The sequence below is a fragment of the Streptomyces sp. NPDC107500 genome (genome assembly GCF_055582785.1).
Genome location: NZ_JBVJPF010000003.1, coordinates 592,556 through 609,040, shown reverse-complemented (window position 1 = coordinate 609,040; position 16,485 = coordinate 592,556). Strand labels below are relative to the sequence as shown.

General features: G+C 72.7%; 14 protein-coding genes. 12 read left to right on the top strand and 2 right to left on the bottom strand.

Annotated elements, in window-relative coordinates; translation table 11 throughout:
• Positions 1 to 160: 160 nt before the first annotated feature.
• From ACZ67M_RS14395 to ACZ67M_RS14355, 9 genes are all read left to right on the top strand, one after another.
• Positions 161 to 1,015: a bifunctional methylenetetrahydrofolate dehydrogenase/methenyltetrahydrofolate cyclohydrolase gene (locus ACZ67M_RS14395; RefSeq protein ID WP_122615840.1), complete on the top strand. Its 855-nt coding sequence runs from the start codon at positions 161 to 163 to the stop codon at positions 1,013 to 1,015.
• A gap of 271 nt (positions 1,016 to 1,286) precedes the next feature.
• A complete protein-coding gene (locus tag ACZ67M_RS14390) occupies positions 1,287 to 1,727 on the top strand; it encodes a DUF3017 domain-containing protein (RefSeq protein WP_469851350.1) in 441 nt (146 codons plus the stop codon).
• A gap of 371 nt (positions 1,728 to 2,098) precedes the next feature.
• Complete coding sequence (locus ACZ67M_RS14385; RefSeq protein ID WP_469851046.1) at positions 2,099 to 3,418, top strand: helix-turn-helix domain-containing protein; 1,320 nt, start codon at positions 2,099 to 2,101, stop codon at positions 3,416 to 3,418.
• A 361-nt stretch (positions 3,419 to 3,779) separates the two neighbouring features.
• Entirely contained in the window at positions 3,780 to 4,769 is a 990-nt protein-coding gene (locus ACZ67M_RS14380) for a malate dehydrogenase (protein WP_361352673.1), read from the top strand.
• Positions 4,770 to 5,014: 245 nt separating this feature from the next.
• Positions 5,015 to 6,544: an aldehyde dehydrogenase family protein gene (locus ACZ67M_RS14375; protein ID WP_469851044.1), complete on the top strand. Its 1,530-nt coding sequence runs from the start codon at positions 5,015 to 5,017 to the stop codon at positions 6,542 to 6,544.
• A 58-nt stretch (positions 6,545 to 6,602) separates the two neighbouring features.
• Positions 6,603 to 8,135 (top strand): GMC family oxidoreductase, encoded by a 1,533-nt coding sequence (locus tag ACZ67M_RS14370; RefSeq protein WP_392099225.1) that lies wholly within the window; start codon positions 6,603 to 6,605, stop codon positions 8,133 to 8,135.
• Positions 8,132 to 9,337, top strand: coding sequence for a quaternary amine ABC transporter ATP-binding protein (locus ACZ67M_RS14365; RefSeq protein ID WP_469851042.1), 1,206 nt, complete (start codon positions 8,132 to 8,134; stop codon positions 9,335 to 9,337). Before ACZ67M_RS14370 ends, ACZ67M_RS14365 begins: the two co-directional genes overlap by 4 nt.
• Positions 9,337 to 11,283, top strand: a complete 1,947-nt coding sequence (locus tag ACZ67M_RS14360; RefSeq protein ID WP_392010084.1) for an ABC transporter permease — start codon at positions 9,337 to 9,339, stop codon at positions 11,281 to 11,283. The genes ACZ67M_RS14365 and ACZ67M_RS14360 overlap by 1 nt, the downstream gene beginning before the upstream one ends.
• Position 11,284: 1 nt before the next feature.
• Positions 11,285 to 12,241 carry an ABC transporter substrate-binding protein gene (locus tag ACZ67M_RS14355; protein ID WP_361352660.1) on the top strand — a complete coding sequence of 319 codons (957 nt, stop codon included), beginning with the start codon at positions 11,285 to 11,287 and terminating at the stop codon, positions 12,239 to 12,241.
• 128 nt (positions 12,242 to 12,369) lie between these two features.
• Here the strand turns inward: ACZ67M_RS14355 and ACZ67M_RS14350 are convergent, their stop codons facing one another.
• Positions 12,370 to 12,816 (bottom strand): carboxymuconolactone decarboxylase family protein, encoded by a 447-nt coding sequence (locus tag ACZ67M_RS14350; RefSeq protein WP_361352657.1) that lies wholly within the window; start codon positions 12,814 to 12,816, stop codon positions 12,370 to 12,372.
• On the bottom strand, positions 12,813 to 13,328 hold the full coding sequence (locus ACZ67M_RS14345; protein ID WP_122615848.1) for a carboxymuconolactone decarboxylase family protein: 516 nt from the start codon (positions 13,326 to 13,328) through the stop codon (positions 12,813 to 12,815). Before ACZ67M_RS14345 ends, ACZ67M_RS14350 begins: the two co-directional genes overlap by 4 nt.
• 47 nt (positions 13,329 to 13,375) lie before the next feature.
• Between ACZ67M_RS14345 and pdxR the strand changes: the two genes are divergently transcribed.
• The 3 genes from pdxR to ACZ67M_RS14330 all read left to right on the top strand — a co-directional run bounded on the left by pdxR (position 13,376) and on the right by ACZ67M_RS14330 (position 16,379).
• A complete protein-coding gene (pdxR, locus tag ACZ67M_RS14340; protein ID WP_469851040.1) occupies positions 13,376 to 14,764 on the top strand; it encodes a MocR-like pyridoxine biosynthesis transcription factor PdxR in 1,389 nt (462 codons plus the stop codon).
• 78 nt (positions 14,765 to 14,842) lie between these two features.
• A complete protein-coding gene (locus tag ACZ67M_RS14335; protein ID WP_307014706.1) occupies positions 14,843 to 15,190 on the top strand; it encodes a hypothetical protein in 348 nt (115 codons plus the stop codon).
• 4 nt (positions 15,191 to 15,194) lie between these two features.
• Positions 15,195 to 16,379, top strand: coding sequence for a glutathionylspermidine synthase family protein (locus tag ACZ67M_RS14330; protein ID WP_467319698.1), 1,185 nt, complete (start codon positions 15,195 to 15,197; stop codon positions 16,377 to 16,379).
• The last annotated feature ends 106 nt before the right edge of the window (positions 16,380 to 16,485 follow it).

The window sequence follows — 16,485 nt, the reverse complement described above, 5'->3', positions numbered from 1 at the left end:
GGCCCCGCGGCACTGTGCACCCCAATCGTTCTTGACCGATCTCTTACTTGTCCAGCCCGCTCACAAGGTGTTGTGCAAGTGCAACAACGTCGATCATGGATCGACGACCGGATGCCGGCCGGATTGGAACCGGGGGCCGGTCATCCGCGAGGATGGGGGCATGACCGCCCAGATTCTCGATGGCAAGGCCACCGCAGCCGCGATCAAGTCCGAACTGACCGCCCGCGTGGCGGCGCTGAAGGAGAGGGGTGTCACCCCCGGCCTCGGCACCGTCCTGGTCGGCGACGATCCCGGCAGCCAGAAGTACGTCGCCGGCAAGCACCGCGACTGCGCGCAGGTCGGCATCGCCTCCATCCAGCGTCACCTGCCGGCCACGGCGACCCAGGAGGAGATCGAGGCGGTCGTCCGCGAGCTGAACGAGGACCCGGCCTGCACGGGTTACATCGTCCAGCTGCCGCTGCCCAAGGGCATCGACGAGAACCGCATCCTGGAGCTGATGGACCCGGACAAGGACGCGGACGGCCTGCACCCGATGAACCTCGGCCGCCTCGTCCTGAACGAGCCGGCGCCGCTGCCCTGCACCCCCAACGGCATCCTCACCCTCCTGCGCCGCTACGGCGTGGAGATCAAGGGCGCCGAGGTCGTGGTCGTCGGCCGCGGGGTCACCATCGGCCGCCCGATGCCGCTGCTGCTCACCCGGCGCAGCGAGAACGCCACCGTGACCCAGTGCCACACCGGCACCCGGGACCTCTCCGCCCACCTCAAGCGCGCCGACATCATCGTCGCCGCGGCCGGCTCCCCGCACCTGGTCCGCGCCGAGGACGTGAAGCCGGGCGCCGCCGTCCTCGACGTGGGCGTCTCCCGCAACGCCGAGGGCAAGATCGTGGGCGACGTCCACCCGGACGTGGCCGAGGTCGCCGCCTGGATCTCCCCGAACCCCGGCGGCGTCGGCCCGATGACCCGCGCCGAGCTGCTCGTCAACGTGGTGGAGGCGGCGGAGCGCCGTGCCGGCTGAGGACACCCACGCCGAGCGCCCGGGCCGCACGACGGACCGCGCTCAGGCCCGCGAGAACACCGCGGTACGCGCCGACAGCGCCGAGGGCGCAGAGACGGTCGAGGGCACCGAGGGCGTGGAACGGGCGCCGGACTCCGGCGACACCGCCGGGCCCGCCAAGTCATCCGGGTCCTCTGGGCCGGCCGGGTCCTCCGGGTCCGCCGAAAAGTCCGGCCGCCCCGACCGCGCGGAGGACGTCTCGGAGCCCGAGGCCGCCGAAGACCCCGACGAGATCCTCGTCCGGGACCCGGTCAGCGCGCCCGACGCCCAGGGCCGGCCGAAACGCGCCACGCGCCGGTTCCCGCTCTTCACCCGCGACACCGCGCGCCCCGAGGGCGGCGGCCGGGCCGCGGCCGGCGACGCCCCCGCGCCCGCCCGGCAGTGGCCGGTGCTCACCGTGGCCGGACTGGTCGGGATCGGGCTGCTGATCACCGGGCTCGACGTGTTCCGGTGGGGACTGGTGCTCGTCGGCGTCGCGCTGCTGATCGGTGCCGCGCTGCGCTGGTCCGTGCCGGACGTCGGCATGCTCGCGGTCCGCTCGCGCTTCACGGACATCGTCACCTACGGCGTGCTGGGCACCGCCATCGCCATGCTGGCGCTGATGGCCCAGCCGCACGCGCCGCTGAAGATCCCGTTCCTGAACGATCTGCTGCACTTCACCGTAAGTAGTTAGCGAAGCCCCGCTCGAACGACGGCCCGTCCCCACCCCCGTGGAAGGACGGGCCGCCGTCCGGATCCACACTCCTGCACGTCGAACGCGCTGTTCAACGCCTGTCAGGGCGCTGTGGCACGGAAGTGACCGTTCCGCTACTCCGCTACGCGGGCCCCGGAAACGGCTCCGTTCAGGGGTTCCGTCACCAGCACGGGAACGCCGGTGGGAGACTGGACCAGGTGTCGGTGGGCGTGCGACCGTGCATGCCTGCGGCCTCTGTGCTCCTGTGCGCCCCCACCCCGGGAACTGAGCTCCTGACCGGGCGCATCCCTGTGGGTAGCCAGAACGGCGGGGGAACGACCAGCACGTACCGGGGGAAGAGGGGGGAAGCAGTGCCTCGTTGGAAGGCCTTGCCGGAGGAACTCGATCCGCAGATCAAGGAGTTCACCGGCCAGCTGCGCCGACTCGTGGACCGCAGTGATCTGAGCGTCGCGTCGGTGGCCGACGCCACGGGCTACAGCAAGACGTCCTGGGAGCGATACCTGAACGGACGGCTGCTGGCGCCGAAGGGCGCCATCATCGCCCTGGCGGAGGTGACGGGGACCAACCCCCTGCACCTGACCACCATGTGGGAGCTGGCCGAGCGTGCCTGGAGCCGCTCGGAGATGCGCCACGACATGACGATGGAGGCCATCCGCATATCCCAGGCGCGTGCCGCCCTCGGCGACCTGGGCACCGCGTCCGGCAAGACCGCGGGACCGGGCCACGGCGGCAGGAACAGCCGCGGAAGCCGCTCCGGCCGCCACGGCGGCGGCGCGTCGGCGACGTCCGGAGTCGCGGGGCCCGCCGGGGTGGCGCCCACACTGGGGCCGACGGTCCCCGCCCAGCCGACCGCGGCGGACAGCCCCGACGCGGCCGCAGGCCCGGTCCGCGGCGGCGGCACGACCGGCTCCCCCTCCGTCCCGTTCTCCGGCGACCCGTCGCCGGGCGGCGCCACCGACGGCAACTCGTGGGGGCTGGCCGGATACCGGGGACCCGCACCGACCGGTGACCGCACGGCACGCCCCGGGCACCGGGCCGGTTCCGGCGAGGCCGCCACGGCCATGGGCCCCGCGGCGACGCCCGGTCCCGCCGCGCCCGACGGCCGGAGCCCCTCCGGCGGGTACGGCGAGCCCCCGCGCGGCGGCTCGGGCTCGCGCGGCCGGTCCAACGGGGGCGGCAGCAGGCGGTTGACGACGTTCGTCGCGGGTGTCGTCGGCGTGCTCGTCGTGATCGCGGGCGCCTTCTTCCTGCTGAACGACGGCGGGGACAAGAAGAACGAGGGCGCCAAGCCCTCCCCGTCCCCGACGGTGAGCAGCAAGCAGCAGCTGCCGCCCGGCGTGAAGTGCAGCGGCGACGCCTGCACCGGCAAGGACCCGGAGGTCATGGGCTGCGGCGGCGACCTGGTCACCACCGCCGCCACCGCCACCGTCGGCACGACCGCGGTCGAGGTCCGCTACAGCAAGACCTGCGGTACCGCGTGGGCCCGCGTGACCCAGGCCGCCCAGGGCGACAAGGTCCAGGTGAGCGCCGAGGGCAGGAACCAGCAGACGGGGACGGTCTCCGGAGTCGGCGACACCGTCGCGTACACCCCGATGGTGGCGGTGAAGTCCGCGGCCGCGGCGGAGGCGTGCGTGACGACCGCGTCCGGCGTCCAGGGCTGCACGGAGTAGGCGGCGGGACGGCACTCGGCGGGCACCGAGCAGGCCCGCGAAGAAAGTTCGCCGGCGGCAGGCATGTCCGGCGAGGACCCGGGCAGGCGAGAAGTACCCCCACGGGAGTCCGGCAACGGTATCCCCCGAAACGGCGGTCGCCTCCGTCCCCCCTCTCCCGGACAGGCGGCCGCCTTTCCGTTGCCCCGCCCGCGCGTCCGGTGGAGTCGGAAGGCCCTGTGGGCCGGGCCACACCGACCCGGACGTCCCGGACACCGCGGGCGCGATAGCCTGACGGCCGGATCGGTCTCTTGGTATCAAGAGATCGATCAAATGCCCGGGGCAGGGACGCCCCACCGCCAGCTGTCATACGGAGAACGCCATGACCCGCACTCCCGTGAACGTCACCGTCACCGGCGCGGCCGGCCAGATCGGTTACGCCCTGCTCTTCCGCATCGCCTCCGGCCAGCTGCTCGGCGCGGACGTGCCGGTCAAGCTCCGCCTCCTGGAGATCACCCCGGCGCTCAAGGCCGCCGAGGGCACCGCGATGGAGCTGGACGACTGCGCGTTCCCGCTCCTCCAGGGCATCGAGATCACCGACGACCCGAACGTCGCCTTCGCCGGCGCCAACGTCGCCCTCCTCGTCGGCGCCCGCCCCCGCACCAAGGGCATGGAGCGCGGCGACCTCCTGGAGGCCAACGGCGGCATCTTCAAGCCGCAGGGCAAGGCCATCAACGACCACGCCGCGGACGACATCAAGGTCCTCGTCGTCGGCAACCCGGCCAACACCAACGCCCTGATCGCCCAGGCCGCCGCCCCGGACGTACCGGCGGAGCGCTTCACCGCGATGACCCGCCTGGACCACAACCGCGCGCTGACCCAGCTCGCGAAGAAGACGGGCTCGACGGTCGCCGACATCAAGCGCCTGACCATCTGGGGCAACCACTCCGCCACCCAGTACCCGGACATCTTCCACGCCACCATCGCCGGCAAGAACGCCGCCGAGACCGTCAACGACGAGAAGTGGCTGGCCGAGGACTTCATCCCGACCGTCGCCAAGCGCGGCGCGGCCATCATCGAGGCCCGCGGCGCCTCGTCGGCCGCCTCCGCCGCCAACGCCGCCATCGACCACGTGCACACGTGGGTCAACGGCACCGCCGACGGCGACTGGACCTCCATGGGCATCCCCTCGGACGGCTCCTACGGCGTCCCGGAGGGCCTGATCTCCTCCTTCCCCGTCACCACCAAGGACGGCAAGTACGAGATCGTCCAGGGCCTGGACATCAACGAGTTCTCCCGCGCCCGCATCGACGCCTCCGTCAAGGAGCTGTCGGAGGAGCGCGACGCGGTCCGCGGTCTCGGTCTGCTCTGACCCCACTCCGCCCCCGAACGGGCCCCGCACCGGTACGACCGGTGCGGGGCCCGTCCCCGTTTCCGGGCCCGTTTCCGACCCGCCTCCGGTCCGTTAAGCACCCTTCATTCCCTTCCTCCGTGATGCGCCGCACTTTCGATGCCCGAATCGGCATGCCTGGGGGGCTCCGGGGCAGGGGCTCGGTCCCCGGGAGTGACACGCGTGTGACACAGGGGCGTTGATCAGGAACGGAAGGCAATCCCACCATGGCGAACAGCACGGAAACCCAGGCGGACCGGGGGCACCGGACCATCCACGCCGGCGGCCGGTGGCTGGCCGCGTCCTCCGGCGCGACCCGCGACATCGTCGACCCCGCCGACGGCCTGCCCTTCGCCGTGGTCGCGGAGGGCGACGAGAAGGACACGGACCTCGCGGTGGCCGCCGCCCGGCGGGCGTTCGACGAAGGGCCGTGGCCGCACACCCCGGTCGCCGAGCGGGCCGCCCTGCTGCGCCGCGTCGCCGACCTCCTCGTGCGCGACCGCGAGCCCCTCGGCCTGCTGGAGAGCCGCGACGCGGGCAAGACGGTCGAGGAGGGGCGCGTCGACATCGACTGCGTCGCCGACGCCTTCCGCTACTTCGCCGACCTGGTCGCCGGCGAGGCCCCCGGCCGGGTCGTCGACGCGGGCTCGCCCGAGATCCACAGCGTCGTGGTGCACGAACCGGTCGGCGTCTGCGCCATGATCACACCCTGGAACTACCCGCTCCTCCAGGCCAGCTGGAAGATCGCCCCGGCCCTCGCCGCCGGCAACACCTTCGTGATCAAGCCGAGCGAGATCACCCCGCTCACCACCGTCGCCCTGATCGACCTGCTCGTCGAGGCCGGCCTCCCCACCGGCGTCGCGGGCATCGTCACCGGTCCCGGCCACACCGTCGGCGCCCGGCTCGCCGGGCACCCCGACGTCGACCTGGTCTCCTTCACCGGCGGCCTGGTCAGCGGTACCAAGGTCGCCCAGGCCGCCGCCGTCACCGTCAAGAAGGTCGCCCTCGAACTCGGCGGCAAGAACCCCAACGTCGTCTTCGCCGACGCCTGCGCGACCGAGGAGGGCTTCGACACCGCCGTCGACCAGGCCCTCAACGCCGCCTTCATCCACAGCGGGCAGGTCTGCTCCGCCGGTGGCCGCCTCATCATCGAGGAGTCGGTCCGCGAACGCTTCGTCGCCGAACTCGCCCGCCGCGCCGCCTTGATCCGCCTCGGCCGCGGCACCGAGGACGGCGTCGAGTGCGGCCCGCTCGTCTCCGAGCAGCAGCGCGCCAAGACCGAGGACTTCGTCGCCTCCGCCCTCGCCGAGGGCGCCGTGCCGCGCAGCGGCGGCAAGCGCCCCGAGCCGTCCCCCCAGCGGCCGGAGGGCGGCTACTTCTACGAGCCGACCGTCCTCGACCAGTGCCACCGCGAGATGCGCGTCGTGCGCGAGGAGGTCTTCGGACCCGTCCTCACCGTCGAGACCTTCCGCACCGAGGACGAAGCCGTAGCCCTGGCCAACGACACCGAGTACGGTCTGGCCGGTGCCGTCTGGACCGCCGACGCGGGACGGGCCCGCCGGGTCGCGGGCCGGCTGCGGCACGGCACCGTCTGGATCAACGACTTCCACCCCTACCTGCCGCAGGCGGAGTGGGGCGGCTTCGGCAAGAGCGGCGTGGGCCGCGAACTGGGCCCCGCGGGCCTGGCCGAGTACCGCGAGAGCAAGCACGTCTACCAGAACCTCGCGCCCAAGCCCGTCCGCTGGTTCACCGGCTGATATCGCGCACCTCCACGCATCTCCCCGCACCATCCGCTCGCCCCACTGGAGTACCCCCATGCCAGATACCACTCACGTCTACGACTACGTCGTCATCGGCGGCGGCACGGCGGGATCGGTGATCGCCTCACGGCTCACCGAGAACCCGGACGTCACCGTCGCCGTCATCGAGGGCGGCCCCAGCGACGTCGGCCGCGACGACGTACTCACCCTGCGCCGCTGGATGGGCCTGCTCGGCGGCGAACTGGACTACGACTACCCGACCACCGAGCAGCCGCGCGGCAACTCGCACATCCGGCACAGCCGCGCCCGCGTGCTCGGCGGCTGCTCCTCGCACAACACCCTCATCGCCTTCAAGCCGCTGCCGTCCGACTGGGACGAGTGGGAGGCCGCGGGCGCCAAGGGCTGGGGCGCGGTGCAGATGGAGGCCTACTACGCGCGGCTGAAGAACAACATCGTCCCCGTCGACGAGAAGGACCGGAACGCCATCGCCCGGGACTTCGTCGACTCCGCGCAGAAGGCGCTGGAGGTTCCCCGGATCGACGGCTTCAACAAGAAGCCGTTCACCGAGGGCGCCGGCTTCTTCGACCTCGCCTACCACCCCGAGAACAACAAGCGTTCGTCCGCCTCGGTGGCGTACCTGCACCCCGTGATGGACGAGCGCCCCAACCTCACCCTCATGCTGGAGACCTGGGCGTACCGGCTGGAGCTGGCCGGCACCCGCGCCGAGGGCGTCCACGTCCGCACCAAGGACGGCGAGGAGATCCTGGTCAAGGCCCGGGGCGAGGTCGTGCTGTGCGCCGGGGCGGTCGACTCGCCGCGCCTGCTGCTGCACTCCGGCATAGGCCCCCGCCAGGACCTCGAAGCGCTCGGCATACCCGTGGCGCTCGACCTGCCCGGCGTCGGCGAGAACCTGCTCGATCACCCCGAGTCGGTGATCGTGTGGGAGACCGAGGGACCCATCCCGGACAACTCCGCGATGGACTCCGACGCCGGTCTCTTCGTGCGCCGCGACCCCGAACACGCGGGCCCCGACCTGATGTTCCACTTCTACCAGATCCCGTTCACGGACAACCCGGAGCGCCTCGGCTACGAACGCCCGGAGTTCGGCGTCTCGATGACCCCGAACATCCCCAAGCCGAAGTCCCGCGGCCGCCTCCACCTCACCAGCGCCGACCCGTCCGTGAAGCCCGCCCTGGACTTCCGCTACTTCACCGACGAGGACGACTACGACGGCCGCACCCTCGTCGACGGCATCAGGATCGCCCGCGAGATCGCGAAGACCCAGCCGCTGGCCGGCTGGCTCAAGCGCGAGGTCTGCCCCGGCCCGGACGTCACCGGTGACGAGGAGCTGAGCGAGTACGCCCGCAAGGTCGCCCACACCGTCTACCACCCGGCGGGCACCTGCCGGATGGGCGCCGCCACCGACGAACAGGCCGTCGTCGACCCCGAGCTGCGCATCCGCGGCCTGGAGGGCATCCGCATCGCCGACGCCTCCGTCTTCCCGACCATGCCCGCCGTGAACCCGATGATCGGCGTCCTCATGGTCGGCGAGCGCGCCGTCGAGCTGATCGGTGGTGACGCTCGATGAGTACCACCACCAGCGCCAGTACGCCGCCGGGTACGGACGAGAGCACGGCTCCCGTGTTCTCCGTGGACGGGCTGTGGAAGGTCTTCGGCCCCAAGGCCGACCGCGTCCCCGCCGACCCCGAACTCGCCGCCCTGAGCCCGGCCGAGCTGCGTTCGCGCACCGGCTGCACGGCCGCCGTGGCCGACGTCTCCTTCGACGTCCGCAAGGGCGAGGTCTTCGTCGTCATGGGCCTGTCCGGCTCCGGCAAGTCCACCCTCGTACGCTGCCTGACCCGGCTCATCGAGCCGACCGTCGGCTCCATCGCCATCGACGGCGAGGACGTCCGCGCCATGGACAAGTCCCGGCTGCGCGAACTGCGCCGGCACCGCGCCGCGATGGTCTTCCAGCACTTCGGCCTGCTCCCGCACCGCACGGTCCTCGACAACGTGGCCTACGGCCTCGAGGTCCAGGGCGTCGGCCGCGCCGAGCGCCGCGAACGCGCCGCCGCCATCGTCGCCAAGGTCGGCCTGGAGGGCCTGGAGCAGCGCCGCCCCGGCCAGCTCTCCGGCGGCCAGCGCCAGCGCGTCGGCCTCGCCCGCGCCCTCGCCGTCGACCCCGAGGTGCTGCTCTTCGACGAGCCGTTCAGCGCCCTCGACCCGCTGATCCGGCGGGACATGCAGGAGGAGGTCGTCCGGCTGCACCGGGAGGAGGGCCGCACGATGGTCTTCATCACCCACGACCTCCAGGAAGCCCTCAAGCTCGGCGACCGCATCGCCCTCATGCGCGACGGGCGCGTGGTCCAGCTCGGCACCCCGGAGGAGATCGTCGGCTCGCCCGCCGACGACTACGTCCGCGAGTTCGTCCGCGACGTCCCGCGCGAACAGGTCCTCACCGTCCGTACGGCGATGCGCCCCGCCTCCTCGTCCGACGAGGCCGGCGCCGGCCCCGCGATCCGCCCCGAGGCCACCGTCTCCGAGGCCATCGAGGCCGTCGCCCGCGCCGGCTCCCCGGCCCGGGTCATGTCCGACGGCCGCTGCCTGGGCGTGGTCGACGCGGACGCGCTGCTGTCGGTGGTGGCGGGCACGGCCGGCGCGGCCACCGCACCCGACCCGGCTGCGGGCAGTCGTGCCGCAGGGGCGGCACCCGTCCCACCGAGAGCGGCACCGGCCAAGCGCCGAGAGCCACCCACCCCGCCCCCCGCCACCAGCGAGGAGCCGGCGTAATGGCAACGATCACCGCATCGACACAGAAGGCGGCCCCGCCGGGCTTCCTCACCCACCCCGCCGTCCGCAAGCTCCTGGCTCTCGCCATCGCCGCCGCGATCCTCGTCCCCCTGGCCGTCACCCAGTGGGGCGGCGCCACCTGGCCGAGCGCGCTGACCGTCGACGTCTCCGAGCCGCTCGGCAAGGCCAGCGACTGGATCATCGACAACCGCGACAGCCACCCCCTGTTCCTCTACTTCTTCGGCCACGTCAGCAACGTCGTCGTCCTCGCCGTACGCGCCGTGTACCTCGCCCTCCTCGCCGTCGGCTGGGCCGGGGTCACCGCGATCGGCGCCCTGGTCGCCTGGCGCGTGGCCGGCGTGAGGCTGGCCCTCGGCACCGCCGCCGCCTTCCTGGCCTGCGGCCTGCTCGGCATGTGGGTGCCGACCATGCAGACCCTCGCCCTGATGGTCGTCGCCGTCCTCGCTTCGGTCGTCGTGGGCGCCCTGCTGGGCCTCGCCGCCGGCCTGTCCGACCGGATGGACCGCGTCCTGCGCCCGGTGCTCGACACCATGCAGGTGCTGCCCGCCTTCGCCTACCTCCTCCCGGTCGTCCTGGTCTTCGGCATCGGCGTCCCCGCCGCCGTCCTGGCCACCGTCGTCTACGCCGCCCCGCCCATGGCCCGGCTCACCTCGCTGGGCCTGCGCGGCGCCGACAAGGAGGTCCTGGAGGCCGTCGAGTCCCTCGGCACCACCGCCCGCCAGCGACTGCTGACCGCCCGCGTCCCGCTGGCCCGCAAGGAACTCCTGCTCGGCGTCAACCAGACGATCATGATGGCGCTCTCCATGGCCGTCATCGCCTCCGTCATCGGCGCCGGCGGCCTCGGTGACCGCGTCTACCAGGCGCTCGCCTCGGTCGACGTCGGCGCCGCCCTCGCGGCCGGCATCCCCATCGTGCTGCTCGCCGTCGTCCTGGACCGCGTGACCGGCGCGGCGGGGGAGCAGCACCCCGGGGAGTCCGGCAGGTCCCCGCTGACCTGGCTGTACGCCCTGGGCGTCGCCGCGGCCGTGGCCATCGCCGGACGCGTCGCGGGCTTCCTGGAGTGGCCCGAGGGCTGGGAGGTGAACATCGCCGAGCCCGTCAACCGGGCCGTCGACTGGATGACCGCCCACCTGTACTCCGGCGTGCCCGTCGTCGGCGGCACCGCCGACTGGGCCGCGCACTTCACCAGCTGGGTCCTCAACCCGGCCCGGGACGGCCTCCAGTGGCTGCCCTGGTGGTCGGTACTCCTCGTCGTGGCCGCCCTCGCGTGGCTGATCGGCACCTGGCGCACCGCGCTCACCGCCGTCCTCGCCATGGCCGCCATCGGTGTCCTCGGCGTCTGGAACCCGTCCCTGGACACGCTCTCGCAGGTGCTCGCGGCGGTCGCCGTGACCCTCGTCCTCGGCTTCGCGACGGGTATCGCCGCCGCCCGCAGCGAGCGGTTCGAACGCCTGTTGCGGCCGGTCCTGGACGTCTTCCAGACCATGCCGCAGTTCGTCTACCTGATCCCCGTCGTCGCCCTGTTCGGCGTGGGACGGGCGCCCGCGGTGGCCGCCGCGGTCGTCTACGCCCTGCCGGCCGTCGTGCGCATCACCACCCAGGGACTGCGCCAGGTCGACCCGGCCGCCCTGGAGGCGGCCCGCTCGCTCGGTGCCACCAGCGGACAGCAGCTGCGCCAGGTCCAGCTCCCGCTGGCCCGCCGGTCGCTGCTGCTCGCCGTCAACCAGGGCGTCGTCCTGGTCCTCGCCGTCGTCATCATCGGCGGCCTGGTCGGCGGTGGCGCGCTCGGCTACCAGGTCGTCTTCGGCCTGGCCCAGGGCGACCTGGCGAGCGGTCTGGTGGCCGGCGCGGCCATCGTCTGCCTCGGCCTGATGCTCGACCGGGTCACCCAGCCCACCGAACGCCGCGCGAGGAAGGGAGCCTGACATGCGCGTACGTACCACCGCGGCCGTCGCCTCGGCCGCCGCGCTGACCCTGCTCACCGGCTGCGGCGCCGCCGACATGACCAAGCAGGCGTCCCCGTTCGCCAACGCCCAGGGCGCGAAGACCGTCACCCTGTCCGTGCAGTCCTGGGTCGGCGCGCAGGCCAACGTGGCCGTCGCCCAGTACCTGCTGGAGCACGAGCTGGGCTACCGCGTCGACACCGTCCAGGTCGACGAGGTCCCCGCCTGGGACGCGCTCAGCCAGGGCCGCGTCGACGCCATCCTGGAGGACTGGGGCCACCCCGAGCAGGAGCAGCGGTACGTCGAGGACAAGGGGACCATCGCCCCCGGCGGCGACCTCGGGGTCACCGGGCACATCGGCTGGTTCGTCCCGACGTACTTCGCGAAGAAGCACCCGGACGTCACCGACTGGAAGAACCTCGACAAGTACGCCGACCTGCTGCGCACCGCCGAGAGCGGCGGCAAGGGCCAGCTCCTGGACGGCTCCCCGTCCTACGTCACCAACGACAAGGCGCTGGTGAAGAACCTGGACCTGGACTACCAGGTCGTCTTCGCCGGCTCCGAGGCCGCCCAGATCACCCAGATCAAGCAGTTCGCCAAGGAGAAGAAGCCCTTCCTCAGCTACTGGTACACGCCCCAGTGGCTGTTCGAGAAGGTCCCGATGACCGAGGTGAAGCTGCCCCCGTACAAGGAGGGCTGCGACGCCGACCCGGAGAAGGTCGACTGCGCCTACCCGGTCACCCCGCTCCAGAAGTACCTCAACGCCGACTTCGCGAAGAAGGGCGGCAGGGCGGCGGAGCTCCTCAAGAGGTTCAAGTGGACGACCGAGGACCAGAACCAGGTCTCCCTGATGATCGCCGAGCAGAAGATGCGGCCCGAGGAGGCGGCGAAGAAGTGGGTGGACAGCCACGAGTCCGTCTGGAAGGAGTGGCTGTCCTGACCCTCACCGCGTCACGGACATGACCCGGGTGGCCCCGAGTCCGCCGAGTGCGGCGGGCGAGGGGCCCTCCCCGGGCCGGGCGGTCACGTTCGGCGGGCCCGGGAATCGGAACCGCCCGGCGCCGGTCGTCACCACCGCGTGCTCCCCGCCGGAATCCGCCGCGCGACCATGAGACGGTTCCAGCTGTTGATCGCCGCGATCAGCGCGAGCAGGTGCGCCAGCCCGTCGGCGTCGAAGTGCCGCGCGGCCTCCTCGTACACCGCGTCCGGCACGAAGCCCCCGGTCAGCACCGTCACCGCCTCGGTCAGCGCCAGCGCGGCCCGCTCCCGCGCGTCGAAGACCTCCCCGGCCTCCTCCCACGCGGCGAGCAGATCCAGCTGACGCTCACTCACCCCCTGCTTGCGGGCGATGCCCAGATGCATGTCGAGGCAGAATGCGCAGTGGTTGAGTTGCGAGGCGCGGATCTGCACCAGCTCGGCGAGCCGGGCGTCACCGAGACCCGCCTTGGCGGCCGCGCCCATCCCCTGCAACGCCGAACGGACTCCCGCGTCCAGATGGGTCGTACGGGCCGTCACGCGTACTGGCCCGGCGTGTAGTGCCCCGGCGTCAGCCGGCAGGTCACCCCGAAGCGGTTCCAGGCGTTGATCACCGTGATCGCGGCGATCAGCTGCGCCAGCTCCGGCTCGTCGAAGTGCGCGGCGGCCTTCTCGTACACCGCGTCCGGCACGAAGCCGTCGGTGAGCACCGTCACGGCTTCGGTCAGCTCGATCGCCGCCAGTTCCTTCTCCGTGTAGAAGTGCCGCGACTCGTCCCACGCGGCGAGCTGCACGATCCGCTCCACGCTCTCCCCGGCCGCCAGCGCGTCCTTGGTGTGCATGTCCAGGCAGAAGGCGCAGTGGTTCAGCTGGGAGGCGCGGATCTTCACCAGCTCCCCCAGCTTCGGGTCGAGCCCCTGGGTGGCGGCCTTGTCCAGGCGCAGCATCGCCTTCCAGACCTCGGGGGCGTGCTTCGCCCACTCCAGCCGGGGTGCGTGCTCGGCGGCGAAGGCCTCGGGTGCGGTGGCGGTGGTGTTCTCGTTCGTCGTCATGCCACCGAGCCTAGAAGTGAGGCAGCCCAGGGGTATGGTCCATTCCCATGGCGAAATCTTGGGCCACTTTCGGCGTCGACCTGCACTTGGACCGCTCCGGGCCCGGCCTGCGCCGGAGCCTCACCGAGTCGCTGCGCGAGGCCGTCCGCGGCGGCCGGCTGGCCCCCGGCACCCGGCTGCCCTCCTCCCGCTCGCTCGCCGCCGACCTGGGCGTGGCCCGCAACACGGTCGCCGAGGTCTACGCCGACCTGATCGCCGAGGGCTGGCTCGCCGCCCGGCAGGGCTCCGGCACCCGGGTCGCCGACCGCACGCCCGCCACCCCCGCACACCGTCCGGCACCCCACCCGCGCGAACCGGGCCGCCCGGCCTACGACCTCGTCCCCGGCACGCCCGAACTCGCCTCCTTCCCCCGCGCCCAGTGGCTCAGGGCCGCCCGCCGCGCCCTGTCCGCCGCCCCCGACCAGGCCCTCGGCTACGGCGACCCACGCGGCCGCGTGGAACTGCGCACGGCGCTCGCCGGATACCTGTCCCGCGCGCGGGGCGTGCACGCCGACCCCGACCGGATCGTGGTGTGCGCCGGCTTCCTCGGCGGCCTCGGTGTCCTCGCCGAACTGCTGCGCCGCCGGGCCGGGAACGCCGTCGCCGTCGAGTCCTACGGCCTGCCCCACCACCGCCGGCTGCTCCGGCGAGCGGGCTGCGACACGCCCCCGCTGCCCTTCGACGACCGCGGCACCCTCCCGCCCTACGACCCGGCCGCCGCCGGCGCGGTCCTGCTGACCCCCTCCCACCAGTTCCCCCTCGGCCTCCCGCTGCTCCCCGAGCGCCGGACGGCCCTGATCGACTGGGCCCGCCGCACCGGCGGCCTGGTCCTGGAGGACGACTACGACGGCGAGTTCCGCTACGACCGCCAGCCCGTCGGCGCCCTCCAGGGCCTCGACCCCGACCGCGTCGTCTACCTCGGCACCGCCAGCAAGTCCCTCGCCCCCGCCCTGCGCCTGGGCTGGCTGGTGCTGCCGCCCGCGCTCGTCGAGGAGGTCATGGACGGCATGGCGGGCCGCACCCCGGGCGTCCTCGACCAGCTGACCCTCGCCGAGTTCCTGGGCTCCGGCGACTACGACCGCCACGTCCGCTCCGCCCGCCTGCGCTACCGTCGCCGCCGCGACGCCCTGGTCGCCGCCCTCGCCGAGCGGGCACCCGGAGTCCGCGTCACCGGCATCGCCGCGGGACTCCACGCCGTCCTCGAACTGCCGCCCGGCACCGAGCGGCAGACCGTCCGTGCCGCCGCCTGGCACGGGCTCGCGGTCCACGGCCTCTCCATGTTCCGGCACCCCGACGCCGACGTCCCCCCGCTGGACGCCCTCGTCGTCGGCTACGGCACCCCGCCCGACCATGCCTGGGCGGGGGCCCTGGACGCCCTGTGCCGGGCGCTGCCGTAAAGTCCACCCGCGACGGGGGCCGTACACTCGACCGGCCCAACTGTCGTACAAGAGCACGGACAACGGGGAGACGAGGAAATGGCAGAGACCCGGCGACGGCTGCGGTCGAGCACCGTGGTGCTCGGTGGCATGGGAATGCTCGCGGCGGCCCTGAGCGCATGCGGCTCGGACCCCGACCGCCGCTGTGTGGACCGCGACAGCTACGACTACCTCAACGGCTACAAGGTCGTCTCCGACAAGAACTGCAAGTCGGGCTCCTCCGGCAGCTCGTACGGCAAGGGCGGCAAGAAGCGGACCTCGGCCGACGCCGACTGGTACTACGACGCCGACGTGAGCGGCGGCTGGGCCGACGACGGCACCTTCAGCCGGTCCGAGGCCGTGGACCGGGGCGGCTTCGGCTGCTCGGGCGGCAGCGGCGGAGGCTGAGCGCGTGGAACGCCGCACCATCACCCCGCGCACCGGCTGGCAGGAGACCGTCGAGGAACAGGGCCTGATCTACCCCCTGACCCGCTACCCCGACGGCTCCCTGCGCCCCTACTGGGACGAGAGCGCCCACTACGTCTTCTCCCTGCCGGAGGTCGAGGCGCTGGAGGAGGTCGTCGAGGAACTCCACCGCATGTGCCTGGCCGCCGCCGAGCACATCGTCACCCACGACCGCTTCGCCGACCTGGGCATCACCGACCCCCGCATCGTCCGGGCGGTCACCGAGGCCTGGCACCGCCGCGCCGAACTCCCCTCCGTCTACGCCCGCTTCGACCTGCGCTACGACGGCACCGGGCCCGCCAAGCTCCTGGAGTACAACGCGGACACCCCGACCTCCCTGGTCGAGGCCGCCTCCCCGCAGTGGTTCTGGATGGAGGAGCGCTTCCCCGGCGCCGACCAGTGGAACAGCCTGCACGAGCGCCTGGTCGACGCCTGGAAGAAGCAGGCCGCGCTGCTCCCGCCCGGCAACCCCCTGTACTTCGCGCACTCCTCGGACGACGAACTCGGCGAGGACCTGATGACGGTCGCCTACCTCAAGGAGACCGCCGAACAGGCCGGCCTGGAGACCGACTGGATCTCCATGGAGGAGATCGGCTGGGACCGCCTCTCCGGCCGCTTCGTCGACAACAAGCTGCGCTTCATCCGCAGCCTCTTCAAGCTCTACCCCTGGGAGTGGCTCACCACCGACCGCTTCGCCGGCCACGTCCTGGACACCCTCGACAACGGCGGCGGCACGGGCACCACCCTGTGGATCGAGCCCGCCTGGAAGATGCTGCTCAGCAACAAGGCCCTGCTGGCCGTCCTCTGGGAGCTGTACCCGGACCACCCCAACCTCCTGCCGGCCTACCTGGACGGCCCGAGGGAGCTGGCCGACACGACGGGCTGGGTGGCCAAGCCACTGCTGGGCCGCGAGGGCGCGGGCGTCACGATCCACGAACCGGGCACCGCCCCCGCCCCCCGCGACGAGCCCTGCTGCTACCAGGCCCTCGCCCCGCTGCCCGACTTCGACGGCAACCGCGTCGTCCTCGGCGCCTGGGTGGTGGAGAGCGAGTCGGCGGGCCTGGGAATCCGGGAGTCGTCGGGCCTGGTGACGGACGAATACGCCCGCTTCCTGCCCCACGTGATCCTCTAGCGCCCTGGAGGGGGCCGCAGGCCCCCAGGGGCGCGGGGAACTGCGCGACCAGCCCCAATGCGCCCGCAGCCCGCGACGGACAGCAACGCCGCAGACGCTTTCCGGT

Coding starts and splice junctions, on each gene's coding strand:
- ACZ67M_RS14370 (WP_392099225.1), top strand. CDS start 6,603: ATGCCAGATACCACTCACGTCTACGACTACGTCGTCATCGGCGGCGGC.
- ACZ67M_RS14360 (WP_392010084.1), top strand. CDS start 9,337: ATGGCAACGATCACCGCATCGACACAGAAGGCGGCCCCGCCGGGCTTC.
- ACZ67M_RS14380 (WP_361352673.1), top strand. CDS start 3,780: ATGACCCGCACTCCCGTGAACGTCACCGTCACCGGCGCGGCCGGCCAG.
- ACZ67M_RS14375 (WP_469851044.1), top strand. CDS start 5,015: ATGGCGAACAGCACGGAAACCCAGGCGGACCGGGGGCACCGGACCATC.
- ACZ67M_RS14345 (WP_122615848.1), bottom strand. CDS start 13,328: ATGACGACGAACGAGAACACCACCGCCACCGCACCCGAGGCCTTCGCC.
- ACZ67M_RS14355 (WP_361352660.1), top strand. CDS start 11,285: ATGCGCGTACGTACCACCGCGGCCGTCGCCTCGGCCGCCGCGCTGACC.
- ACZ67M_RS14395 (WP_122615840.1), top strand. CDS start 161: ATGACCGCCCAGATTCTCGATGGCAAGGCCACCGCAGCCGCGATCAAG.
- ACZ67M_RS14335 (WP_307014706.1), top strand. CDS start 14,843: ATGGCAGAGACCCGGCGACGGCTGCGGTCGAGCACCGTGGTGCTCGGT.
- ACZ67M_RS14365 (WP_469851042.1), top strand. CDS start 8,132: ATGAGTACCACCACCAGCGCCAGTACGCCGCCGGGTACGGACGAGAGC.
- pdxR (WP_469851040.1), top strand. CDS start 13,376: ATGGCGAAATCTTGGGCCACTTTCGGCGTCGACCTGCACTTGGACCGC.